Origin of the sequence: Spirulina sp. CCNP1310, from assembly GCF_034932185.1 — a bacterium.
Classification (GTDB): Bacteria; Cyanobacteriota; Cyanobacteriia; order Cyanobacteriales; family Spirulinaceae; genus Spirulina.
Genome location: NZ_JAYGHW010000044.1, coordinates 1 through 25,082 on the forward strand (window position 1 = coordinate 1; position 25,082 = coordinate 25,082).

Here is a 25,082-nt window from a genome sequence, read left to right on the forward strand (position 1 = left end):
TCGCCGCCCAAGGCGCTTTAGTTCACCACCCCGACCCAGAACCCGCCGCCCTTCCCCCTAGCCCCCCACCCCCGCCAGAGCCTAGCCGGGAACCCGATGGCTTTGGGGATCAATTCATCGATGTGGCGGATCCCGATACCATTGTGATTCCCTCCCAATTGCCCGATGGTGTTGGGTTTGAGGATGACGAGGAGGAACAGGTTCAACCCCTCCCCTATCCCCAGACCTCCACACCGGAACTGGAACCCCTCCCCCAGAGTGAAAATCGCCTCTGGTTGCCGGTGATTATTGCTGGCACGGTGATCAGCCTGACGCTATTTTTTGGCAGTATCTACGCCCTCAGTCGCCCCTGTGTGTTGCGGAGTTGTCGCACGTTGACGGTGGCCCAAACCCTAGCCAATGAAGCCGTGGAAACCCTCCAAGATCCTCCCTCCGGCCCAGCGGTGCTCCAGGCCCAGGAACAACTTGATCGCGCCCTTTTCCTGTTGGGTACTATTCCTGCTTGGTCGGGAAAGTATGACGAAGCCCAAGCCCTGCTCCGGGGCTATGGCCGGACGGTGGACAATGCCACGGTGTTGGTGGATGCCCTCAAAACCGCCAACGCCGCCGCCAACCTCACCCAAAACCCCCCCTTAACGGTGGCCCAATGGCAGGCTTCCCTAGATCAGTGGCAGGGGGCGATCGCCGCCCTCGAAAGCCTCGAACCTCAAGATGATTTCTATCGTTTTGCGCGGCAAAAGGTGCAGGAATACCGCCAAAATTTGACGATTATTCAGGAGCGGTTAGCCACGGAGCAAAAGGCGGTGGAAAATTTGGCCCTGGCGGAAGAAGCGGCCAAAGTCGCAGAGGTGCGCCTCAATATTGCCCAATCTTTGGCGGATTTGGAGTTGGCCGATCGCACCTGGCAAACGGCCCTCAATGCCCTGAAACAGGTTCCTGCCACCACCACCGTTTACAGTGAAGCTCGCCGTCTATTGGGGCTGTATCAACCCAAGGCAACCCTAGCGGCCAACCGCCAAACCCAGGAGCGTTTTGCCCAAAATGCCTATAACCAAGGGGTACGATTAGCGGAGCAGGCTAATGCAGCGGCGGCCCAAAACCGTTGGGAGGATGCGATCGCCGCCTGGCAACAGGGGATTAGTTCGATCAAACAAATTCCCCAAGATAGTTTTAATTACATCCAAGCTCAACCACTGTTAGAGGTTTATGCTCAGGGTTTAAGTCGGGCTGAATCGCGTTTAGAGGGATCATTGCAGGTGCGTCAGGCGAAGGTGGATTTAAACCAGGTTTGTACCGTGGAGGGTAAGCAAATTTGTGTTTATACGGTGACGAATGAAAAGCTGACGGTGCGGCTCACGCCGGCCTATGTGGAGCGGGTGCGGCAAACTTCAGAGGCGGCGCGATCGCAGAACAATATCGAAGCCCAAGCGGGGGTGATGGATCATGTTTTTGCCCTGGAGCAGGCTTTAGAGCGGGTGAGCGATCGCACTAAAATTCCGTTGGAAATTTACACCACCAATAATGTTTTAGTGAAGTCCTACAATCCCAATTAAGAAAAATGCAGAGAGTAGGGGCGAAAGGTTTAATCTTTGCGCCCCTACAGCTATCAATTTTACAACTGAATTCCCGACGACAACAGGCCTTAATAGAAGGAGTCATCGCCCATCACATACACATTGAGTAATTCTTTCTTGCCCTTAGCCTGAATTTGGCGCTGTGCTTCCAGGGTGAATTCAGGATCTAAGTCACATTGAACAGATTCAGAAATGAGAATTTCCCCCGCCCCCGCTGCACTTTCAATCCGTTTGGCGGTGTTGACGGTATCGCCAATGACATCATAAAATTTAACATCTTGAGTGCCGATTAAGCCTTCCATCAGGAGGCCGTGATTGATGCCAATACCGACACTGAGTTGATAGCGGGATAACAGCCCATTAATTTGAGAACGGAGGGCGATCGCCGCCAAAATTGCCGTATTCACAGAAGCAAAAACCGCCATCACCTCATCCGCTGATAACTTGAACTTAATTACATGATTTTGCTGGAGAATATTTTCGGAAATTTGGTAGTATTGATTTAAAAGATAGGTGATTTTTTCCGGCGATACTGTTTCACTCCAGCGGGTAAAATTGCGAATATCCATAAATAAAACTGTTCGCTCCTTCTTCGTCAGGTTAAGCACTGACGGATCATCAATACTGTAATTGAGTAAATCTCGACCTAATAGCCACTCTGAATAGGTTTTTAGCTGCGACAATGTTGCTTTTAATAAATTCAAATAGCGTTCTGATGTAAGATTGGCTAAACCAATGCTAAAGCTGAAAAGGAGGAGTGAGAGCAGAATAAAAATATGCGTTTTATCTTGCAAGAACTGCCAAGATAAGATGAAACTTGGATTATCAAAGGTTTCCAACAATGCATACATCCAAAAAATAATTGAAGTGCGTACAACATTTTCAAACACAATTAAAAGCGCTGCCACTTTTTGAACTGACCTAAAGCGTAATGTTTGCAAAGCACCGATGGTTATGGCAAAAAACCAGTAAGCTGTATGATTGGGAGCGGCAAAAAAGGTTAACCCTTCAGAATGCAAACCCACAAGGGTATAGATTCCCGGTGCAATCAAGTTGCCGCTCAAACGATGGGGATTTGAGGTCGTTTGCCAGTGGGTGAGCCAATAGGATTGGACAGCGCTGGCAAAGATCATCACAAAAAATTCAAAAGATAATAAGTACAAAGGCCCTTCAACAATCAATTCTAGGAGGATATTGGCTAAGGGAAGCTGAACGGAGTTACCCAAAAACTCCAACCAATATCGAGTTGAGAATGATCCCTGAACTCTTGCCTCTAGGATTGAATTTTTCTGAACACTTTGGATCATACTACCTCAATTTAAGCTTAATTTTTGTGAGCTTCAGGGGGTTTTTTAGGGCGAAAAATTCCGGTCATTTGGATGCCGGTAAAGAGAAGAACTCCTAAACCCAAACCCACCATTAAGACATAAAATGGTCGAAGTGCATTCCCTAAATATCGCCCTTCATGGAGAGCCATCAGGAAAGAACCTTGCGCGTCCGAGAGGCCAAACCAAGTTTTACCCAAGCGGAAGGAAATGCCGGTGATGGCACTCATCAGTAGGGGAAGGCAGGCGATCGCCCCTACCCCACGATGCAACCAACGATGACCTTGCTTCGACTGGGGTTTACCCCATCGTTGTTTAATCATCACAATCCCCGTCACCACCAAACCTAGTAGCCCCAGCCCCATCCATAACACATAAATCGGAACCAAGGGTTTTCCGACAAAACTCCCCTGATGCACACCTAACAAAACATCACCAATTTCATGGGGTAAATTAAACCACGCCCGCCCTAAACGATAACCAACCCCAGTGAGGGCCGTCAGCAGTAGGGGAAGAAACAAAATCGGCGCAATTTTTCGGTGTAACTGACGAAAATTGATCATTTTTTTTCCTTCACTCATTGTATATTGCTCCCGTTTGTAGTACAGAATTATGCCTGATTTCTCATCAAGTCCACAGTTAGTGATCATCACTAAAAACTGTAATTCAAGAATTTTCAAAGGATTCCCTCATACCTCTGCCCACTGTCGTAATAGATTGGCATAGGTCTTACACAGCAGATCAAACTCATCAGTTTTGCCATACTTTTCAAAAAGAGAGCGTCGCACAGTATCTAATTCAAAAAGTACAGTCCGCTTTGAGGGATCACGAATAATACTTTGCACCCAACTCACGGCGGCTAATCGCTCCCCTGAAGTCACTTCAGCAACCCGATGGAGGAATGTTGAAGGATAAAGCACCATCGATCCCGCTGCTAGTTTAATGGAGCGATCGCCCCCATCGGTATCTAATACCAACTCTCCCCCCGTATAGGTATCGGGATCACTCAAAAAAAGCGTAAAGGAGAGGTCAGATCGGTTTAACTGACCCGCCTGTCCCATCATCGCATTATCCGTATGCCAACCGTAGGACATTCCGGTACTATAGCGATTAATTAAACAGGGGCGAATGGCTTTAGGTTGGGCGATAGACTGAAAGAGCGGCTGGCGCTGGATGGCTTGGCGAATCATTGTTTCAACGGTTTGAGCAATGTCAGTTTTACCTTGCAGTTGCTGATTATATTTGACTGTCTTTGCAAAAGCTCCAGCCGTCAGCTTGCCATCAATAAATTCGCCTTTTTCGAGCAAGGTGTGAATGGTTTTTAAATCATCAGGTGATAAAACCTGATCAAGACAAAGAATCATGGTGTAGTTGTAGTTTTAGCGATAATATCCCCCATGGTTTGTGAGGGAGCGGACTAAAGTCCGCACTACAAACCATAACGTTGTATTTGAAGGCTGAAGAGCTAACTTCTACGCCTTCATTTTTTTAGCTTTAAGTTTGTTCACCGGATTCGCCGGATTCACCGGATTCACCAGATTCACCAGATTCACCGGATTCGCCGGATTCGCCGGATTCGCCGGATTCACCAGATTCGCCGGATTCGTCGGATTCACCAGATTCGCCCCGCTCCGACAATAACCAAAAGCGTGATTCTGCCGACTGGGCCAGTTGTGGCGCGGTGGAACTGGGCAAAGCACTGGAATCACCACCTTCTTCACCGCCTTGATCCATCGGGGTTGTTGCTGGGGTGGGGGTGGGAGTGCCGCCCTCTTCGCCTCCTTGATCCATCGGGGTTGTTTCTGGGGTGGGGGTGGGAACGCCACCCTCTTCGCCCCCCGTTGTTCCGCCGCTACAGGCTGCCAAGGCGGTGGTTAAACTCAAACTTAGAAATAGGGTTACGGCTCTGGAATGCATAGTGGAATTGCCTTTGATTGATTACAGCCGCAATTGTAGAAGGCAAAAAGGAAAGATCTAGGAAAGATGAACGAAGAAAATTAGCACGATAAAGCAAGCCTATCCTAGGGGCGAAAATTTTTTGCCCCTACGCTTATCAATTTTTTCACTTTTTAACTGGATTTCCTAGGGTTATTTGCGATCCAAGGGGAGTTTAACCTGAAAGCAACTGCCTATGTCCAGTTGACTCGTGAGGCTGATGCTGCCGTGGTGGTGGTGGGCAATGCTTTGGGCGATCGCCAGCCCCAATCCAGTACCACCAGGGTCATAATGCCGTGCTGGGTCGGCTCGCCAAAACCGATCAAAAATGTGGGGAATGTGTTCGGGGGCGATGCCAATGCCGGTGTCTTGAATGTTGACCCAGGCTTGGTTTTCTTGAATTTTCATTGTCAGGGTAATCTGACCACCGGGGGGGGTGTATTGGAGGGCGTTGCTGAGGAGATTCGTAAACAGGCGTTGTAATTGAGCCGCATCCCCTTGAATGATTGCCTCGGCTTGGAGATCAAGGGTTAGGGTTAGATCAGCAGCGGCGGCGCGATCGCCATAGATAAACCCTAAATCCTCTAACAGTTCATCGAGGGGGAGCGATCGCCACAGACGAGCATCTAAGGCATGGCGATCCAAACGGGTGAGCAATAGCAAATCATCCACCAATTGACTCATTTGCCCGGAGGCACTGGCGATCGCCTGTAATTTATCCCAATCCATCGCATTAATCCGTTCAGGATGACTTTGGAGCACCGCTACAGAAGCTCGAATGGCGGTGAGGGGATTACGCAATTCATGGGATGCATTGGCGGTAAATTGTTTCAGTTGCTCCAGATTGGCCAATACTGGACTTAAGGATTGGCTGGTAAGCCAAATTCCCCCCAAGGTTACTAATCCAGACACCAACACCACACCGAGCATTAACTGCTCTCGTAGCTGTTGCAATTCCGCCGCTAATGGTAGCGTGGATTCACCGGCCCGCACATACCCTAAGACTGATTTTTGAGGATCACCCATGAGGATCACGGGCATTACAAAAATCCGCAAATCTTGCCAACGATACCAGTCCCCAGTATCAAGATTAGATTCGGGTAATGGGGTATCCGGAAAGATACTCCCCTCTCGCACTAACAGACGTTTGTGCTGATCAAACCACTCCACGCCCTGATTTTCTGGGGTTAAGGGATTGGCAATTCTAACCTGATTAGCATTGGGCGCAATAAGACTATCTTGCTGATATTTACCCATTAATTCGGCAAGGGAGAGGGATGCATTGGGTTTTAAGCCTTGGCGAGTGATATATTCAGCATATTCAGCTTCGGTAAAAAGCTCTTTATATTCATGTTGAACGGTTTCTAAACTGACGGCGGCCACCATGGCCAATTGACGGACATGGAGGTCAAGTTGATTATGGCGATCGCGGGCCACAATGGTATAAACCATAATCGCAAACGCCGCCAACACAAACCCCGTCACGATCAAATAGGACAGCAACAGCCGATAACGCCACTGCCGCAGTTGAGGAGAGTTAAAGATTTGGATTAAGCCGATATCCCAGACCATAAATATTTTCAATAAAATGAGGAGATGCGCCGACCTGTTTGAGTTTTTGTCGTAAGCTGCGTAAATGAACTTTAACCGTTTCTTCCCCTGGCATCTCTTCAAATTCCCACACCCGCTCTAAAATTACACTGCGACTCAGGACGCGGCTCCCCTGACGGAGAAATAACTCTAAAATGCGATATTCGGTGGGTGTCAACAAGAGGGGTATGCCATGGTAGGTGACTTGGCAATATTGGGGATCAAGTTGTAAGTTTTCCCAGGTTAAAATGGCTGTGGGAGCAACGGTCTTGCGGCGCAAGAGCGCCCGGATCCGGGCTAGCAGTTCAGGCAAATCAAAGGGTTTAATCACATAATCATCGGCTCCGGCATCTAATCCTAAGACTTTATGCTCGCTGGCATCACGGGCGGTCAACATTAAAATCGGGGTGGTCATGCCCTGTTGACGCAGTTGGCGACAGAGACTCACGCCGTCTAAATAGGGTAGGGTCAAGTCTAAAATAATGATCTCAAAGGCCCCCGCTTCGGCAAAATCTAACCCCAAGCGACCATCCCCCGCGATTTCAACAACATAATGTTGATCCCGGAGGGCTTCGGCGATCGCCTGGGCAATGCGCGGATCATCTTCAACAATCAAAACCCTCATGATGTCTTCACCCTGCCCCTCCGCAGACGGAATCCGGTTTTAGAATGGATGGGTGTAGGGAAGTTTCGCCCCTACATCAACTGCACGATCTGATCAAGCGGATTTGATCTAAGATAGCGATTCTGATTCTTGTCTGCTAACTGGGCGGCTGGCCCCATCCCCCCCGTACCCACAGGGCTAAAATTAATAACAATAAAATCCCTAACAATCCGGCTAGGGGGTTGCGATCGATGCCCGTCACCCATTCCGGTACGCCCCCGGTGTAGCGCACCAAATTGCCTACATTGATGATGTAGTAACCCCAAACGAGGCCGCTATGGAGGCCAATGGCCAGGCCCAAGCGGTAGCGGGTGCGGCGTTTGGCCCAAACGAGGATTAGCCCTAAGAGGGTGAGGCCGAAAAATTGTGGGAACGTGCGGATCATTTCCCCTAGGGGTTTGAGATAATGGGAAACGGAAAAGAGGAGGGCATTGAGCCAAAGGGAGGCGATCGCCCCATAATCTAACTCCAACTCATCCAACAGCCAGCCGCGAAACACAAACTCCTCCGCTAACCCCACCCCCAACCCGACGAGTAACCCTTCGATCAAGATCGGTGTGATGTTCTCCGCTTCTTGGAACTCTGCCCAACCAGCGGCGGCCATGATTAAAAATAAGGCCACCGTAAACCCTACCCCGATGGCCAAACCGGAAAGGGCGTGAATACCATTGGGTCTTGTCCAGATCAGGCCATAGTGCATAAAGGGATGGGCATAACCCTGTACCCGCTGCCCCCATACCCACACCCAGGCAAAAAATTCTAGAAATAAAATCGCCATGATCACAATGCTTTCCAGATTGGGATCATGGCGGAGCAGGAAATGGAGGGGGAGGGCGAAGGGGAGCCAGAGCGCCCCCAAAATCAACAAAAACGTCCCCAACCGGAGGGGGAAGGGTAATTGAGCCAGGTTAGGGTTGAGGAATTTCACCAATGCCGCCTACTCGTCCGGCTCAATGGTGCTGCTCAAACCGTGATTTTGCAGGGTTTCACAGTAAAATTCAGCGTGTTCGAGGGCGCAGGTAATCACCAGGGCAACGCCGCTGTTGTGGGCTTCCATCATGATGCTGACCGCTTGGGGTTGGGTGAGGTTAGGCACGGTTTGCATCAGGGTTTGTACTACATACTCCATGGAGTTGAAATCATCGTTATGGAGCAGGACACGGTAGCGGGGGGCGGGCTTACGGACGGTGGATGTATCCCCCGATAGGGTGGGTTTTTCCAAAATATCAGTAGACATAAGTTCTAAACCTCCAGCAAAATCATAACGAATGACGCGATCATGAACATCTCGAAGAAAACTCTGTACAATTTTAGCCAACGTTGGGGAAAAGGCAGAGGTTGATCCGATACAAATCACTGAGGCGGTGGCTGCGCTGATGGGGATAGGTTCGCTAAGATGGATTGCCGCACCCTGAGGAATTTCTTTACCCCTGTTCTTGCTAACCCCTTGAGGAGCGATCGCCCCCATGAATGGTCATCTATCCCCCCATGCGAATCCTGATCTCAGCCCGCCGATTTCCCCCCATCCGGTGGCGGATCTCTTTGAAACCATCCAGGCGCTCAAGGAGGAGGTGCAGGGTCAAGCCTCATCCCCCGGCTCTTTAACGGTGGTGAATTCGGGAGGATTGCAGCCCCATTCTAGCGCGATCGCCGTGATTACCCAATTAGAAGCTCAACTCATTGCCTACACGGAGCAAAATCAGCGCCATCTCCAGGCCAGTGAAGAACGGGTAGAGCGGCAACTCCAGGCTTTTCGTCAGCATTTTTTGCTCACCTTAGGGGAACTCGATACCCACCTCGCAGCGCAAATTCAAGAAAAACTTTCGCTCTTGGAAATGGAGCAACGCCACCTCCACCACCAAGTCCAAACCATCACCCAACAGGTCACTGTCCAACATCACGACCTCCTTGATATCCAAACCCAACTCACCCACCACATCGACTACACCGAAGACCGCCTCGACCAACAGCAGGATCGTTTTTTAAAGTTGCTGGTGGTTGGTATTGCCGTGGCCTTGGGCTGTTTAGCCCTCCCCTTGGGGTTGGAATGGGCCAGCCAAGATCAAACGCCCTCGGTGGAGCCTTTGGGGGAAGAAGTCCAGCGATAGAGCGGGATCCCCCCGGCTACGCCGACCCCCTAAGCCCCTTCGGGGATGCGCCTTTGGCGTAGAAAAAGGGGGTTAAATTCAGAACCCCCCTTTTTAAGGGGGGCAGGGGGGATCCTGTACAATAAACCTGCTGATGCCGAAATTAAAAACCCTGTGTTTGTTCCTGCTGATGCCCTAGAGGGTGCACTTAAACAGTTTTTTGGTTACGATCGCTTTCGCCCCGGCCAACGGGAGATTATTGCCGCTGCCTTAGCGGGGCGGGATGTGCTGGCCATTATGCCCACGGGGGCGGGGAAATCGATTTGTTTTCAATTGCCGGCCCTGCTCAAGCCGGGGCTGACGGTGGTGGTTTCCCCCTTGATTGCCCTAATGCAGGATCAGGTGGATGCTTTGGTAGATAACGGTATTGGGGCGACGTTTTTAAATAGTAGTTTGGATCGGGAAACAGCGCGATCGCGCCAAGAGGCCATTCTACAGGGGGAAATTAAACTGCTCTATGTAGCCCCGGAGCGGTTAATGGGAGAGGTATTTTTAGGGTTTTTGGATCAGGTGCGATCGCGCCACGGCATCAGCGGTTTTGCCATTGATGAAGCCCATTGTGTTTCGGAATGGGGCCATGATTTTCGCCCAGAATATCGGCAGTTGCAAACCCTGCGCCGCCGTTATCCCGATGTCCCCATGTATGCCTTCACCGCCACCGCCACGGAACGGGTTCAGCAGGACATCCTCCACCAACTCCGCCTCCAAAACCCCCACCGCCATCTGGCCAGTTTTAATCGCCCTAACCTCTATTACGAGGTGCGTAAACGGGAAAAACAAAGCTACGGCCAACTCCTCCAGGCAATCCGCGCCCAAAAGGGGGGATCGGGAATTATCTATTGTTTTAGTCGTCGCAAGGTGGAGGAAGTGGCGGGACGGTTGCAGGGCGATCGCATCCCTGCCCTGCCCTACCATGCGGGGATGAGCAATGATCAGCGCAGTGAAAATCAAAATCGGTTTATCCGCGATGATGTGCAGATCATTGTTGCCACGATCGCCTTTGGAATGGGGATTAATAAGCCCGATGTGCGGTTTGTTTTCCATTACCAATTGCCGCGCAATTTAGAGGGCTATTATCAGGAAGCAGGGCGGGCGGGCCGAGATGGAGAGCCGGCCAACTGCGTTTTGTTTTACAATCCCTCGGATATTCACAGCATTGAATACCTGATTGATCAAAAACCCGATGAACAGGAGCAGCGCATTGCCCGCCAACAACTGAGTCAAGTGGTGGACTATGCCGAGGGCATTGAATGCCGCCGCACGATCCAACTCAGCTATTTTGGCGAAATGTTCCCCGGCAATTGCCAAGGCTGCGATAACTGCTGTAACCCTGTCCCTTTAGAGGATTGGACGGTGGAGGCCCAAAAGTTTCTTTCCTGTGTGGCGCGGTGTCAACAGCGGTTTGGCATGAACCACATTATTGATGTGTTGCGGGGTTCTAAGAACGAAAGGGTTAAGAAATACGGCCATGATTCCCTTTCTACCCATGGCATTGGTAAGAATCGCAGCGTGGATCAGTGGAAACTATTGGGGCGATCGCTCCTCCATCAGGGCTTAGTCAGTGAAACCAGCAACGGGTTTCGGGTCTTGTTCCTCAATGATAAAAGTTGGGAAATTCTCCGCCGTCAACGGAAAGTAACCATTGCCGTACCGCGACGGATTACCGGGAAAGCCGGGACGCGGGAAAATGAACGGGCGATGGTGGCAGAATTGCTCTTTGAAGAATTACGCACCCTACGCAAACAAATTGCCGATGAGCAGGGCGTTCCCCCCTATGTGGTCTTTGCGGATTCCAGTCTGCGGGCCATGGCCCAACAGCAGCCCCGTACCTTGGGGGCCTTTGCTCAAATCCCTGGTGTCGGGGAAGCGAAACTCAAACGCTATGGCTCCCTCTTTTTGGCACGAATTGAGGAACTAGCCCAAAGCCAGATCCCTGCCTCTGAACAATTGTCTCCACCCCAAACCCCTGAGCTTTCAGCCCTTGGCAGCAATACCCAACAATTGACGCTCCAACTCTATCAAAAGGGGTTAAATATTGCTGAAATTGCTGCCCAGCGCGACCTCCGCCCAACAACGATCATCGGCCATTTAGGGGATCTGATCGAACAAGGAGCAGACATCGATATCGATCGCCTCGTTTCCCCTGAACACCAGGCCGTTATCCTTGACTACTTAACCCAATATGGCGAGGATAGCCTAACGTTGATGCGCGATCGCCTCGGTGAAGATTACACCTTCGATGAATTGCGCCTTGTGCGGGGGAAATGGCGGCAACGGTTATGAGTAGGGAGTAAGGATAGGCGTGAGGGGGCGAAAGGTTTAAATTTTGCGCCCCTACATCAACCTACAACCGCAAAGTCCCACTTCCCACTTCCTACTCCTCCAAAAGCTGCCGCCGTTTCTGCTCAAACTCATATTCAGAAATTAGCCCCTCTTGGCGTAACTGCTCCAAATCCCGCAGGGCAGCGGCGATCGCCTGCACCTGCACCGGATCAATTTGCGGCGTAATCTTCGCCCCCGTTGGTAGCGGTAGCCCCGGATTAAACCGGCGGTAGAACTGCTCTGGATTTAAAAGCAGATACCATAAAGCCTCTAAACCGCTGGCCACATGGGGAATCGGGAGGAGGAATAGGGCGAGATACACCACCCCCCAGAGGGGTTGGCGTAGATAAAACTTATGCACTCCTGCTAACGGTAGCCCTGGGATTGCCCCCAACAGGGCCAACAAAATCGCTACTTTTTGATTTCTCGGTTGTTGATTAAATTCTTCCCACATTGCGATCGCCCTCAATCCCTGCCAACCATGAACATTTTTGCCATACGGAAAACCCGCATTGTTTTCCGACTTTGCCCTCGCCTAGAATAAACAGCAAGTTGCCCACCGCAACAATACATCTCGCCAACATCAGTAGCCAAAGGAAAATTATGGGATTTTTCGACTCCGAAGTTGTCCAACAGGAAGCCCGACACCTTTTTGAAGATTATCAGTCCATGATGACGCTGGGCGGAGAATACGGTAAATTCGACCGGGAAGGGAAAAAAATCTTCATCGAGCAGATGGAGGCCCTTATGGAGCGTTACCACATCTTCATGAAGCGGTTTGAGCTTTCCGATGATTTTATGGCGAAGATGACGGTGGAGCAGTTGAAAACGCAATTGGGCCAGTTTGGCATCACGCCTCAGCAAATGTTTGAGCAGATGCACCGCACCCTCGAACACATGAAAGCCCAAATCGAAGCTTAAGGACAAGTTCGTACAGGTTCGTAGTGAGGACTTCAGTCCTCAGCACAAGTTCATCGTGCGAACTAACCTCCGCTCCCCCGTAGCTGTAAAGATTTGATTGCTTAATTTCCTTGGCTACGGCTAAAAGCGATCGCTTCCTTCTGGGCTGCCTTGCTGATCCCTAAAACACCCCTCCATGGCTGAGGCTCTACGGATGTCATTTCAGAAAAACAGCGGCTAGAATTGCGCTAGTTTTGAGGGATGCGATCATGGGACGATGGTGGCGATGGATAGTTTTGGCCTGCTTGGCTGGGCTATTGGTGTTTCAACTTCAGGGGCGATCGCAGGAACTCCCCCCAGAGGTGCAGGCGGAAATTACGGAGGCGGTCTACCTCAACCAACAGGCTTACGATTTGTTTCAACGGGGCGATGGGGAAGGGGCGATCGCCACCTACGAGCAGGCCCGCGCCATCTTTCGCCGTCACCGCGCCCCCGCTGGGGAGGGTAATAGTTTGAATGGCATCGGGGAGGTGTATTTAGCCCTGAAAGATCCCGAACAGGCCCGCCGTCGCTTTCAAGACGCTTTATCCCTCTTTAAGGATCTCCCTGATCCCCTTTCGGTGGCCTATACGTTGCAATTTATCGGGGAAGCCCATCGAGATCTGCGGCAACTTTCCCCCGCTCGCGCCGCCTATAGCGAAGCCCTTGAGCTATTTACGACGCTTCCCCCTGATCCCCTGCGGGCGGATCAGGCCTCTTTGCAAACCAGCGAGATCTATACCCGGACGGCGATCGCCGCCCTCGATTTCCAAACCGGCGATTATCCCACTGCCTTAACCCAATATCAAACCATCCTCGCCCTCCAACAGGAAAGAACCGATAAAATCGGCTCCGCCTATACCCTCAACAATATCGGCGTGGTCTACGCCAATCTGGGGCAATATGCGCCGGCCCTCCATGCCTACCAAACCGCCTTGGGGATTCTTCAGGAACTAGCCGCCGCTGGTGTGCGCTATTGGGGGGAAGAGGCGGCGATTCTCAACAACCTCAGTAGCCTGTTCATGAGCCTAGGGGATACGCCCCAAGCCCTCGACTATGCCCAACAGGCCAGCCAACGCCATAACGAATGGTTAGCCAACTTTGCCCTCACGCCGCCCCCTTTAGAATTGGAATTATTGCGGGATGCGGTGGGGCAATCCCTGCTGAGTCCGACGGCGGTACATCAAGATTTTGCGGTGCGATCGCCCCTCGGTCGAATTGTCCCCACGGATTTAGAGCAGGCGGGGGAGGCTCTAACGCTGAATAATTTGGGGCAGATTTATGCCCGTGAGGGGAATCTCCCTCAGGCCCTGGCGATGTTTAACAAGGCGCGGCAATCTTTCCAAACCTTGGGGAATGATGCGGCTTTAGCGGTCACATTGAGCAATATTGCCCAGATTTATGAGCAGCAGGGGGAAGGGGAGCGGGCGATCGCCACCCAAACCGAAGCCCTCAACCTCGCTAAACGCATTGGGGATACAGCGACCATTGCCCTCGCCACCGCCAACCTCGCTCACCACTATCAGGAACAGGGCAATCTCAGGGCCGCCGCCCCCCTCTATCAGCAAGCCCTAGAAACCAGCGAGGCGATCCCCCGCGCCTTTGCCCAGCGCAATTTGGGCCGGCTCCGCCTTGAAGAGGGCAAAATCACCGAGGCGATCCCCTTACTGATGGCGGCGATCCAAACCCTCGAAGACCTACGCCCCGGCCTCAGCGATGGGGCAAAAATCACCCTCTTTGACCAAGGCAAAACCGCCTATCAAGGCCTCCAAAAAGCCCTCATTGCCCAAAATCAACCGGAGGCTGCGTTAGAAGTGGCGGAACGGGGCCGGGCCCGGGCCTTTGTGGAGCGGATTGGTGATCACGCCCAACTCCCCCCCGCCGCGATCCAACCTCCCAACATTGCCGCCATTCGCGCCACCGCCCGCAACCATGGGGCAACGGTGGTGGAATATAGCCTGATTGATGCCCAAACCCTTTATACCTGGGTGATTCAGCCCCAAGGCAGGATCACGTTCCATCAAACGGCGATTACGCCCATGGATGCAGATTTCAACAGCGGCGATCTACTCATGAGTGATGTGGTGGTGCGCACCCGTAACCTGATGCTGGGGCAGCGGGTGGAGCGGGCGCAGTTGGCGTTACACCACCTTTATCAAGTGCTGATCGCGCCCATTGCGGCGGAACTGCCCACCGATCCGACGGCAACGGTGGTGATTATTCCCCAAGACACGCTGTTTTTGGTTCCCTTTGCGGCATTGCAGGATGAGGAGGGAAAAGCGATGATCAGTGACCATGCGATCGCCACCGCCCCCTCGATTCAAACCTTGGCATTGCTGGATTTGCAGCCCCCTGGCCGGGGCAATAAAACGCTAATTGTGGGCAATCCGACCATGCCCGCCCTCAGTTTTAGCCTCAACCAGCCGCCCCAACCCTTGGAACCCCTTCCCGGTGCAGAGGCAGAAGCAGAGGCGATCGCTGCCCTCCTCAACGTTCAACCCCTCACAGGGGGCCAAGCCACGGAAACCGCCGTTTTAGAACAACTCCGGGATGCCAAAATTGTCCATCTCGCCACCCATGGCCTCTTAGATGAGGTGCGATCGTGGTCAAGTTTACCAGGGGCGATCGCCCTTGCCCCCGATGCCGCCCATGATGGCCTGCTCACCGCCCTCGATGTCTTAAATACCCATCTCAACGCTGATTTAGTTGTGTTAAGTGCCTGCAATACCGGGCGGGGACAATTAACCGGGGATGGCGTTGTGGGGTTATCCCGTGGGTTTTTAGGGGCAGGGGCCAAAAGTGCGATCGTTTCCCTTTGGGCAGTGCCGGATCAACCCACCGCCCTGTTAATGACGGAATTTTACCGCCAATGGCAAGGGGGATTAGCCAAACCCCAAGCCCTCCGTCAAGCGATGCTCACCACCCAAGCCCAATACCCCGCCGCCAAAAACTGGTCAGGCTTCACCCTCATCGGCGGCGCATAACTCATCATTTCTTCCCATCCAAATAGGCGTAATGGATCGCTCTGTAAATCCACTATGATAAGCTAAAGAGATGGAAGATGAAAACCCTTGATGTAGGGGCGAAAAATTTTTCGCCCTTCTGCACATTGGGAAACGATTCACAATTAAGATTTTTATCATGCTCCAAAGACTATACGTTCATAATTTTAGATGTCTGGAGAATTTTGAACTCTCCTTAAGTGAACTATCTTCAGCTTTACTCATTGGCAAAAATGGTTCAGGAAAATCAACAGTTGCTACAGCATTAGCGTTACTGCAAAATATTGGTCGTGGCATCAATCGCGTTGGCAAACTGATTGGGGAGAATGATTTCGCGCTCAATCGAAAAAATCTACCGATGCGCTTTGAGATTGAGGTTATTTTAGAAACCCAGTTGTATCAATATGAGTTGGCATTAGAATTACCAGAAGGATTTAAAGAACTGCGGGTACTTGAAGAGAAATTATTCGTTTCGAGCCAACCTATTTACATGAGAAATGCTGCTCAAGTGAATCTCACTTCTGGTAATCGGGAAGCACAATTTCTCGTTGATTGGCATCTGATTGCCTTACCCCTAATCCAAGAAAAATCCTCTACAGATCCCCTCCACATTTTTAGAACTTGGCTCGCCCAAATGATTATTTTGGCTCCAATTCCAGCATTAATCACAGGTAATTCTGATGGTGAAACCTTAGAGCCGAAGTCCGATGGCTCGGATTTTGGCGCGTGGTTTTCTGGGGTACTCAGTCGCTATCCCGCTGCCTATAAAGAAATTGACCAATACTTGCAAGGGGTCATGCCTGATCTGAGTGATATCCAAAATCAATTAGTGGGTAAAGACTTTAGAAATATGATCGTTCGGTTTGAGCAAGAAAATACAGGCTTGACTGTTGATTTTCATGACTTATCCGATGGTGAGAAATGTTTTTTCCTCTGTGCTGTTGTTCTAGCCGCCAACAAATACTATGGGCCATTGTTTTGTTTCTGGGATGAACCCGATAATTATCTTTCTTTATCAGAAGTAGGCTATTTTATGATGTCCCTGCGACGGGCATTTAAACAAAAAGGGCAATTTTTAGCCACTTCCCACAATCTAGAAGCAATCCGCAAATTTTCCGAAGAAAATACATTTATCCTTGACCGCAAAAGTCATTTAGAACCAACAGTGATCCGCCCATTGAGTAAACTTTCGATTGATGGTGATTTTATTGAAAACTTGATTTTAGGGGATATTGAGTTATGAGCAGTAACAACTATTTACCTCATCTTGTGATATTGCCTGAAGATGAAGCAGATGCAAAAATTGCCCACGGATTCACTTTAAATCTTCAAATCAATCAACGAGCCATTCAAGTTTTACCCTATGCTGGTGGCTGGAAAGTGGTCGTCGGAAAATTCATCAAGGATCATGCGACAAAAATGCGTCAGTATCTGGAACGGCGATTTTTACTTTTGATTGACTTTGATAAACAACTTCAAAATCGCTTGCCTTACATCCAGAATCAGATTCCTGAGAATGTTCGTGATCGGGTTTTTATTCTGGGGGTTTTCTCCAAACCAGAGAAATTAGGAAGCGCTTTAGGTAAGAAATTGGAATCAATCGGTGAGGAAATCGCGGATAATTGTGAGCAAAATAGTAATCAATTCTGGCAACATGATTTACTCAAGCATAATCAAGCTGAACTAGAACGCATGATTGCTGATGTTAAACCTTTTTTGTTTGCTCACGGGAAAGCATAGTTGAAAGGGTGCGTTAGCCAAAACCTGCATAACGGAAGTTAACTGGAGGTGTCCTATCGGTTTTGGGGAGTGGGCGTAAGATCACCTCCACTTTGGTTTACAGTGGGAGAAAACCTGATTTCCCTTCCGACCATGAACCTGCGCTCCTTAAAGTTTCTTTCCAGCTTGCGCCGCGATAATCGCCAGTTTGCTGTCATTGGTTTAGGACGCTTTGGGCGGGCGGTAGCGGTTTCCCTCTATAACATGGGTTATGAGGTGTTGGGGACGGATATTGATGAAAAATTGGTGGCTTCGGCCCTTAATGAAAAAATTGCCACCCATACGATTCGCCTTGATTCCACCGAACCCATTGCCCTCAAGGAAGCGGGGATCTATGAGTTTGATACCGTGGTGGTGGCGATCGGCAATTATGTGCAGGAAAGTATTATTACGACGTTGAATGTCAAGGAAGGGGGGGTTGCCCATGTGGTGGCGAAAGCTTCCTCCCAAATTCATGGCAAGTTATTAGAGCGGGTGGGGGCGGATCAGGTGGTGTTTCCGGAGTATGAGGCGGGTTGTGCTTTGGCCTATACGCTGACGAAACCGGCGATTTTAGACCGTTTCGACCTCGACCCCAACCACAGTATTGTGGAGGTGCTGGTTCCGGAGGAGTTTGATGGTAAGACGATCGCTGAGATTCAACTCCGGAGCCATTACGGGTTAACCCTCTTGGCGGTGGCTGAGGATGAGGAGACTTTCCAAATCAACCCCCTCCCCAATCAGCGTTTGGTGAAGGGGGCGGCGATGGTGGTGTTGGGGTCAAATAAGGATATTAAGAAGTTGCCGATTTAGCTTTTTTGGGGGGGCGCAGGCTCAAAGGCATCGATGTCAATGGCGGCGGATCCCCCAGAAACCAACAGCGTCAGCATGGAACCCAGTTGTACCCAAATCAGTACGGCGGTAGGGATGACAACCAAGACGGCAATGCCGGAGGCAAACAGCAGGCCAATTTTAAATACGGAGAGGCATTCCCCCATGAAAAGGGTGAGAAAGACGGTCATCAGGAGGTAGGCGAGGGTTCCTGATGGGGTCTGGTAGTGGATGCGGTCTTGGGTTTGGCGGTTGGCGTACCAATAATCTACTTGATACTCCAGTACGTCTTTAAAGATGAAGCCGGTGGCGATCGCAAAAAATGTGGTAATCATGATCGCGCTACTGATTGCGGGTAAAACCATGGGGAGTTAAATGTTAAGAAATATTAAGTTTAGTATAGGCTAATGGCGTAGCAAACGCTTGGGGCCTCAATCCAATCTGACCCGGAACTGAATCGCCCCCGTTGTCCCCGGCTCAAGGGTCAACCCCTCCACCACAACCGCCCCGTTGGGATTATTGGTATTTTGGCAAGGAGCCGCTACGGGGTTGAGGGGGGCAAGATAGCGGGCGCGATCGCCATCCGCCCCATTGCTCAAAAGCCGCACCTCATCCCCCAAAACCAACCGCATCCCCTGGCCCGCCCCAAAACTATCAGGAACAAAGGTAGTGGCATTGGGAATCAGATCGCAAACCCGCACATTCTCCACCGCCACCGCACCGCTAGAGCGGAGATAGAGCGTATATTCAATCACATCGCCACTTTCCAGCGTCACATTCGAGGGAATCGTCATCACCCCCACCGGCTGCCAAGGCGCTCCAGAACCATTGGTGCCATTCATGCCATTCGTACTAGGGGGAGGCGAAACCACCTGATTAAAATTAATCTCCCCTAAGCTGACACCATTGCGCCAGACATTGGTGATCCGCTTCAGCAATTCAAGGCCAGGTTCCCCCGTTTGGCGGGGAATAGAACGACTCGCCTGATTATTATTCAGGTTCCGATCATTATCCGCCGTCACCGTTGCCGCAGTCTCCAAGCTTGTCCCCGCAAAATCTTGAGGAACTTGATAACGAATTATAATTGTGCGGCTTTGACCCGGCGGCAAATCCCCCAAATTACAGCCAAAATCAGGACTACAATCATCCCCCCCTTGGCTTAAAAATTCCAGACCCGGAATTGGCGTAGTGGCAAAAGCGACATTAGTCGCCAACACATCCCCCTCATTGGTAATCACATAGGTAAATTCCACCATTTCCCCGGGCTGAAAAGAAGCAGGAGGGGTAATTTTCACCGCCACATCCGTGGGTTCTTGAACCACAGGGATTTTGATTGGTTCCCTTGCGCTGTCCCGACTCCCATTATTATTCCTACTGTCTCGATCAAACGTATCTGAACTGCTTCGAGCAATCGCAAAAGATTCTCCTTCTTCCTGCTCATTAATCGCCACCCGCACAAAATTTTCAACAGATTGATTTGGCCCCAAGTCACCAACAGGCCAAACAATCGTATTGCCCACCTGTTGCCCCCCCGGTGAAATTTCCAAAACTTGTACCCCATCAGGCAGTTCAAGCACCACATTCACATTTTCCGCCGTGTTTGGGCCCAGATTAGTGGTATTAATTTTTAGCTCTTGCTCATTAGGAGTTAATTCAACCCTATCCATATCTGTTTCCAGATCTGCCACTGGCAATTCAGCCTCAAGTTTAACATTGAGGTTAATCGGTTCAGCATCATCGGCGGTTTGGTTATAAGTAACAACGGTGGGATATTCCAAAATCCCCGGATCATTATAGGTATCGGGAACCCGAAATGTTAAAGTAAGCGGCGGTCTTTCTCCCTTGGGTAAATTCCCCAAGGAGCAAGGCAACGTCGGACAAATATCTGAAGGTTGAAATTCAAAACCGAGATCACGAAATAGCGGATTATCTAAAATTACATTCAACGCATCTGCATCCCCGTCATTATCGAGAACCACTGTATAGGTAAACAATTGCCCCGGATTAAACCGTTCAGGGCCATCTTTTGCGATTAAATTCAGGTTTGGCAATACCACAGGATCGGGATCGGGATCAACAATCACCTCAGTCGTAACAACAGCATTAGAACCATCATTATTGATAAGAAGGGGATCAAAGGTGTCTGAGGTACTGCGGGCAATATTGGTATAGAGTCCCGGTGTATCCAGGCGCAAGGTGACAGTAAACAGGCGAGCAAACTGTTCCCCAACCTCTAAATTAGGCACATCCCAAATAATTAAGTTTCCTTCCTGCCTCCCACCATGAGAAATATTAAGCACCGTTACCCCAGCGGGGATTTCATCACTAATCCGCACATTAACTGCGGGATCATCGCCATTGTTATAAGTCTTGATTTGATAAGTATATTCCCCCAATATTCCCGATTCTAACTCTCTTTTCGTCGTGATTAGATCGGCATTGAGTAAACGAGTCGGCACAGCAGATTGAATGGGTTGATCAGGATTGGGATTGTTACTATAGGTTAACATTGTTAGATTCGGGATAACGCCAGGATCCGTATAATCCGGTGGCACTAAAAAGTCAAGAGCGAAGGTTGTTAAACCCGGGGGAATCGTACCTAAATCACAGGGTAAATCGGGGCAACGGCTGGAGGGTTGGAACGTGAAGCCTAAGCTCGTTAAGACTTCATCGGTTAAGACCACATTGAGCGCGTTAGTATTGCCAGTATTTTCGATTGTGAAGTTGTAGGTGATGGTATCCCCTGGATTGAATTGTTGCGGGCCGGTTTTGATTAAAGATAAAGCGGGTAAGGGATCAGGATCAGGAATAATCGTTGTCACCTCTGCATCGTCACTAGAGCCGTCATTATTCCTAGGCTCAGGATCTGTTGTATCTGATCTGCCAGAAGCGCGGTTAATATGTTTATCTGCTGTCAGTAATTGCACCGTGACAGTACGACTAACTTCCTCTTTATTTTCTAAATCGCCAACCGCCCAACTCACGGTATTATTGACCGGATCATAAACCCCGCCATCGGAGGCAGAAACAAACTGTGCGCCTGGGGCTAATTGATCTTGAATCACCACATTTTCTGCTCGATCAGGGCCATCATTAAAAGCGGTAATTTTGTAGCTATATTGTCCTGGTGTATTATTAATTTCAGGATCTTTGGTAACGATTAAATCTGCCTCAGGCTCTGGCAACAAAGTTATCTCCGTCTTCACCATGGCACTCAGATCTAAACCACTATTATTCCCTGGCTGTGGATCGGGAGTGGTGGATGTACCAGAGGCGCGGTTGGTGAACTCTCCCTCACCAGATAATCGAACCGTAACTGTGTAGTCTTTGCTTTGTTGAGCCGCTAGATTTCCCAAGTTCCAACTGACAGTATTTGTCACCGGATCATAAACCCCCCCATCAGATGCAGAAATAAATTCCGCCATTGGGTCTAATTCATCTTTGATAACTACATTTTCCGCTGTACTGGGGCCATCATTCCGGGCTGTAATGTTATAGGTATAGGGGCCGGGTTGGCCGCTCGTTTCCCCGTTTTTGCGGACGATTAATTCTGCAACGGGCGTAATATCAGTTGTTCTTTGTTGATTATTATTGCTCGGTTCGGGATCGAAGGTATCGGAACGACTTCGGGCAATATTGGTATAACTTCCCCCTTCATTCAATGGCAAGGTGACGGTATATTCTAAATCTTCACCCGCAGGTAAATTCGCCACATCCCAAATAATTAAGTTCCCTTCCTGTCTGCCACCATTGGAAATGGCAGTTGCCGTTACGCCTGCTGAAATTTCATCGGTAATGCGTACATTAATGGCCGGATCACTACCGATGTTTTCAGTTCTAATCGTATAGGTGACTGCACCGGCAAATGCCCAAGGTTGACCCGTTTTAGTGGTGACTAAATCGGCATAGAGGAGGCGGGTAGGTACGTTGTCTTGAATGGGTTGATTGGGGTTGGGATTGTTGTTGTAGATGAGGCTGGTGGTGTTGGGGATAGGGGTGCGATCGCTATAATCCGTTGGCACTAAAAAGCTTAAATCAAAAGAAAGTGTTTCCCCGGCGGGAATTGTGCCTAAATTACAGGGTAAGCTGGGGCAAACACTGGAGGGTTGAAAGGTGAAACCTAGATTGGTCAGGTCATCATGGGTCAAGATAACACCAAGGGCATCTTGACCCATTGGATTATTGATCGTGAAGTTGTAGGTGATCAGATCCCCTGGATTAAAAGTGGTGGGGCCTTCTTTGTTTAACGTGAGGTTCGGGGTTGTAATATCTGTGGTAATTGAGCGAGTATCATCGTCATCCGGAGGAATATTATTGTTATTCGGATTGGGATCATTGTCGGATTCACTAAAGGCAATATTGTCATAACTGCCTTGGGCAGTAAAGCGCAATTGTACCCGGCGCGTGACGGTTCCATTGGCGGGAATCGTGCCAATATTCCAAGTAATTACGCCATTATTTTCAATTCCCCCCTCTAAATTCACATATTCAATATTGCTATTAGGGGTGAGGCGATCGCGCAAAATTACCCCTGTCGCTGCCACCGTACTGCTCAAATTTCGCGCCGTAATCGTATATTCCAAAGTATCCCCCAATTCCCCCACATCCGGCCCAGTTTTCAGCACTTCTAAATCTGCGACCTGGGGGGGCAAGGGTGAAAGGGAAAGGCTAACAGTATTGGAGGTGACAGGATCAGGGCCAATATTGAGAGCAGAGGCAACGGCAATGTTATCAATGGGGTCTGGCCCTTGATAATCAGCGGGAATGGTAAATGTGGTAAGGATCGTGCGGGTTTCTCCTGCCGGAATTGTCCCCAATTGGCAAACATAAGCCGTGTCACAATCCCCACTATTGGATTCAAAGGTTAAACCTGTGGGAATGGGGTCATTCACCGTTACATTAAAGGCGGGGGCTGTGCCGGTATTTTCGACAATAATCGTATAACTTAACGTTTCCCCTGGACTGACAGTAGTTTGGCCTGTTGTGGGGGCTTTGGTAATGTTTAAGGTGGTGGGCAATGGTGGGCCAATAATTACCGGAACAGTGCTAGCCTGGTTGTTATTGATATTCGGATCATTGACATCATTAGGGCGTGTCACCCGTGCCGTGTTTTGCAGCGTTTCCCCCACTGAAGCTAGATCAACAATGCCGGTGATCGTATAAATAACTTTGCTATTTCTGGGTAAATTAGCGGTGGTGTTTACATTATTCCCAGAACCAGAAATATCATTGCAAAGGCCGCCATTTTGCCCCGCACAAGTCCAAGTGACATTGCGAATCGCACTGGGAATCACATCAGTAACGGGGACATTTTGCACACCGCTAGGACTCGCTTCAGGGTTGAGAACTTCGATGATATAGGTGACAGTACTGCCCGCCGCGATGGGGTCGGTGTTAGATTCTAACCGTTTGGTGATTTGTAAATCTGCTTCTTTAATCGTAAAACCACCGATGGCCGGAATTGAGGGACTGGGAACATTCACCCAAGTATCAATTCCTTTTTCATTGCCAAAATTACTTGTCCAACGGTGCGCTCCGTTGGTGCTATCAATACCTGCGATCGCCGATTGCCCACCGCTGGGCGCATTGTTGTAATAAATTAAAAACGGATCAGCGGGGAGGCGGATATCGGGGGCGGTGGGATCAGGGGTGTTGGAGACGGGGGGATTATTTAACCGTTGAATTGTGAAACCACCATTGTTATTTTCTGGGTCTAATAGGGGAAAGTGAACTTCCCCGATCGCCAACGTCATCGAACTGCGAAAGGTGAAATCTCCAGGGGGAACCGGGTTGCCTTGGCCATCTAAACCATCCCAAGGAATAATATTTTCTCCCGGTTGGGCAATTCCCAGCAGGATGCGATCGCGACTGTTATTGGTAATTTGACCATCACGATCCAAATCTAAACCAATGGTATAGGTCGCAGTTTTACTACTAGGGTTGGTGAAAATAAAACGACCAGTAAGAGGAGAACTTCCCGCTTGTCCGACGGTTCCCTCTTGCCCCACAAACCGGAAATTTTGCGGCTCTGGAGGGGCTTCTGGTTCACGACGTAACCAATTTTCAATATTATTAACCCCAATATTGGCAGAATTCGGGAGATCAGGGCTGGGGGGGTTAACAAACAGACGATGGGTGATGTTATTGCTATCATCACGAACATCGGGGGAATGAATCGAAATGCCGGAGGGGACGTTATTACCCGAAGCATCGCCGCTGAGGTTAACCGATTGGAAAATCGGCGGACTATTGACAGTAGTGCCATTGCGAAACCCCTTGTTATTGGCAAAGAGGGTAAAGCCGTCAGGGTCAAGATTCGTAAAGGCAATCCGGTATTGAAAACCATCTTCAGTGAGGACGTAAAGCCGCGAATCAAACACCGCCCCTTGGCCCAAACGGCCAGGGAAATAGTTCATAAACACACGGCCAGGAGTTACGGGAGAGCCTTGATTATTGGTGACGGTGATATCCCAGGCAGTGACGAAAAACTCATTATTGGCCTGTCTGCCGTTGATACTCCAGTTGTTAATTGCTGTCCGTAGTGAAGTGACATCCGGAAATGAAGTGGTACTACTAGGATTGGGGCTAACAAATTGCACTTGCCAAATCCCGGCTTGATTCGCCCCCACCACCACTTGGCAGGGGGTGTATCCCCCAAAGGGGCCAGCATTTTCCTCGGTGACGTTGCGGATCAATCCGCCGGTACTGCCATTGCAAACCCCTGTTGTGCCATCAGGCGCAATGTAGTCAATGCGCCCTTGATTGACCCCCACAGCGGAAGATCCCAAATTAATGATTTCCCCGGCGTTGGCGTAGACAAACATTTTGTTTTGGCGAGGGATACCCGCCAGGGGTGCGCCATCGCGGTAGAGGAGGAGGGGGCGATCGCCCGTCCCCTTCAATTCCTTACTCCCTTCGGCTAAGGCAACAGTGGGAGTTAATAATAAACAGGCAAGGGTGATCCAGCAGGAAACTCGGAACATGGCAACAACACA

19 protein-coding genes are annotated in these 25,082 nt (G+C 50.0%); 8 read left to right on the top strand and 11 right to left on the bottom strand.

Features of this window, described 5'->3' with window-relative positions:
• Positions 1 to 1,553 (top strand): hypothetical protein (locus VB712_RS09500; RefSeq protein WP_323254322.1); only part of this gene is annotated, 1,553 nt, incomplete at its 5' end.
• Positions 1,554 to 1,642: 89 nt separating this feature from the next.
• Here VB712_RS09500 and VB712_RS09505 read toward each other — a convergent pair.
• From VB712_RS09505 to clpS, 8 genes are all read right to left on the bottom strand, one after another.
• The gene (locus VB712_RS09505; RefSeq protein WP_323254323.1) at positions 1,643 to 2,800 is read right to left on the bottom strand and encodes an adenylate/guanylate cyclase domain-containing protein; all 1,158 of its coding nucleotides are present in this window, start codon (positions 2,798 to 2,800) and stop codon (positions 1,643 to 1,645) included.
• Positions 2,801 to 2,898: 98 nt separating this feature from the next.
• Complete coding sequence (locus VB712_RS09510) at positions 2,899 to 3,462, bottom strand: PepSY domain-containing protein (protein WP_323254324.1); 564 nt, start codon at positions 3,460 to 3,462, stop codon at positions 2,899 to 2,901.
• Between the two features lie 126 nt (positions 3,463 to 3,588).
• The gene (locus tag VB712_RS09515; protein WP_323254325.1) at positions 3,589 to 4,263 is read right to left on the bottom strand and encodes a Fe2+-dependent dioxygenase; all 675 of its coding nucleotides are present in this window, start codon (positions 4,261 to 4,263) and stop codon (positions 3,589 to 3,591) included.
• Between the two features lie 130 nt (positions 4,264 to 4,393).
• A complete protein-coding gene (locus VB712_RS09520) occupies positions 4,394 to 4,816 on the bottom strand; it encodes a hypothetical protein (protein ID WP_323254326.1) in 423 nt (140 codons plus the stop codon).
• Positions 4,817 to 4,987: 171 nt separating this feature from the next.
• On the bottom strand, positions 4,988 to 6,406 hold the full coding sequence (locus tag VB712_RS09525; protein ID WP_323254327.1) for an ATP-binding protein: 1,419 nt from the start codon (positions 6,404 to 6,406) through the stop codon (positions 4,988 to 4,990).
• Positions 6,372 to 7,049 (bottom strand): response regulator transcription factor, encoded by a 678-nt coding sequence (locus VB712_RS09530; protein ID WP_323254328.1) that lies wholly within the window; start codon positions 7,047 to 7,049, stop codon positions 6,372 to 6,374. The genes VB712_RS09525 and VB712_RS09530 overlap by 35 nt, the downstream gene beginning before the upstream one ends.
• 136 nt (positions 7,050 to 7,185) lie before the next feature.
• On the bottom strand, positions 7,186 to 8,016 hold the full coding sequence (locus VB712_RS09535; RefSeq protein ID WP_323254353.1) for a type II CAAX endopeptidase family protein: 831 nt from the start codon (positions 8,014 to 8,016) through the stop codon (positions 7,186 to 7,188).
• Positions 8,017 to 8,025: 9 nt separating this feature from the next.
• A complete protein-coding gene (clpS, locus tag VB712_RS09540) occupies positions 8,026 to 8,325 on the bottom strand; it encodes an ATP-dependent Clp protease adapter ClpS (RefSeq protein WP_323254329.1) in 300 nt (99 codons plus the stop codon).
• Positions 8,326 to 8,554: 229 nt separating this feature from the next.
• Here clpS and VB712_RS09545 point away from each other — a divergent pair, with 229 nt between their 5' ends.
• Positions 8,555 to 9,196: a hypothetical protein gene (locus VB712_RS09545; RefSeq protein WP_323254330.1), complete on the top strand. Its 642-nt coding sequence runs from the start codon at positions 8,555 to 8,557 to the stop codon at positions 9,194 to 9,196.
• Positions 9,197 to 9,241: 45 nt separating this feature from the next.
• A complete protein-coding gene (gene recQ / locus VB712_RS09550; RefSeq protein ID WP_416236303.1) occupies positions 9,242 to 11,518 on the top strand; it encodes a DNA helicase RecQ in 2,277 nt (758 codons plus the stop codon).
• 91 nt (positions 11,519 to 11,609) lie between these two features.
• Here the strand turns inward: recQ and VB712_RS09555 are convergent, their stop codons facing one another.
• Complete coding sequence (locus tag VB712_RS09555) at positions 11,610 to 12,017, bottom strand: SHOCT domain-containing protein (RefSeq protein WP_416236304.1); 408 nt, start codon at positions 12,015 to 12,017, stop codon at positions 11,610 to 11,612.
• Between the two features lie 143 nt (positions 12,018 to 12,160).
• Between VB712_RS09555 and VB712_RS09560 the strand changes: the two genes are divergently transcribed.
• The 5 genes from VB712_RS09560 to VB712_RS09580 all read left to right on the top strand — a co-directional run bounded on the left by VB712_RS09560 (position 12,161) and on the right by VB712_RS09580 (position 18,069).
• On the top strand, positions 12,161 to 12,478 hold the full coding sequence (locus VB712_RS09560; RefSeq protein ID WP_323254333.1) for a DUF1825 family protein: 318 nt from the start codon (positions 12,161 to 12,163) through the stop codon (positions 12,476 to 12,478).
• A gap of 248 nt (positions 12,479 to 12,726) precedes the next feature.
• On the top strand, positions 12,727 to 15,480 hold the full coding sequence (locus VB712_RS09565; RefSeq protein WP_323254334.1) for a CHAT domain-containing tetratricopeptide repeat protein: 2,754 nt from the start codon (positions 12,727 to 12,729) through the stop codon (positions 15,478 to 15,480).
• Between the two features lie 157 nt (positions 15,481 to 15,637).
• Positions 15,638 to 16,741, top strand: coding sequence for an AAA family ATPase (locus VB712_RS09570; protein WP_323254335.1), 1,104 nt, complete (start codon positions 15,638 to 15,640; stop codon positions 16,739 to 16,741).
• Positions 16,738 to 17,238 (top strand): hypothetical protein, encoded by a 501-nt coding sequence (locus VB712_RS09575; RefSeq protein WP_323254336.1) that lies wholly within the window; start codon positions 16,738 to 16,740, stop codon positions 17,236 to 17,238. The genes VB712_RS09570 and VB712_RS09575 overlap by 4 nt, the downstream gene beginning before the upstream one ends.
• A gap of 132 nt (positions 17,239 to 17,370) precedes the next feature.
• Complete coding sequence (locus VB712_RS09580) at positions 17,371 to 18,069, top strand: TrkA family potassium uptake protein (protein WP_323254337.1); 699 nt, start codon at positions 17,371 to 17,373, stop codon at positions 18,067 to 18,069.
• Here the strand turns inward: VB712_RS09580 and VB712_RS09585 are convergent.
• Together VB712_RS09585 and VB712_RS09590 are read right to left on the bottom strand one after the other, a co-directional pair.
• The gene (locus VB712_RS09585) at positions 18,066 to 18,452 is read right to left on the bottom strand and encodes a hypothetical protein (RefSeq protein ID WP_323254338.1); all 387 of its coding nucleotides are present in this window, start codon (positions 18,450 to 18,452) and stop codon (positions 18,066 to 18,068) included. The two genes, VB712_RS09580 and VB712_RS09585, sit on opposite strands and share 4 nt — an antisense overlap.
• 66 nt (positions 18,453 to 18,518) lie before the next feature.
• Entirely contained in the window at positions 18,519 to 25,070 is a 6,552-nt protein-coding gene (locus tag VB712_RS09590; RefSeq protein WP_323254339.1) for a hypothetical protein, read from the bottom strand.
• Positions 25,071 to 25,082: the final 12 nt, after the last annotated feature.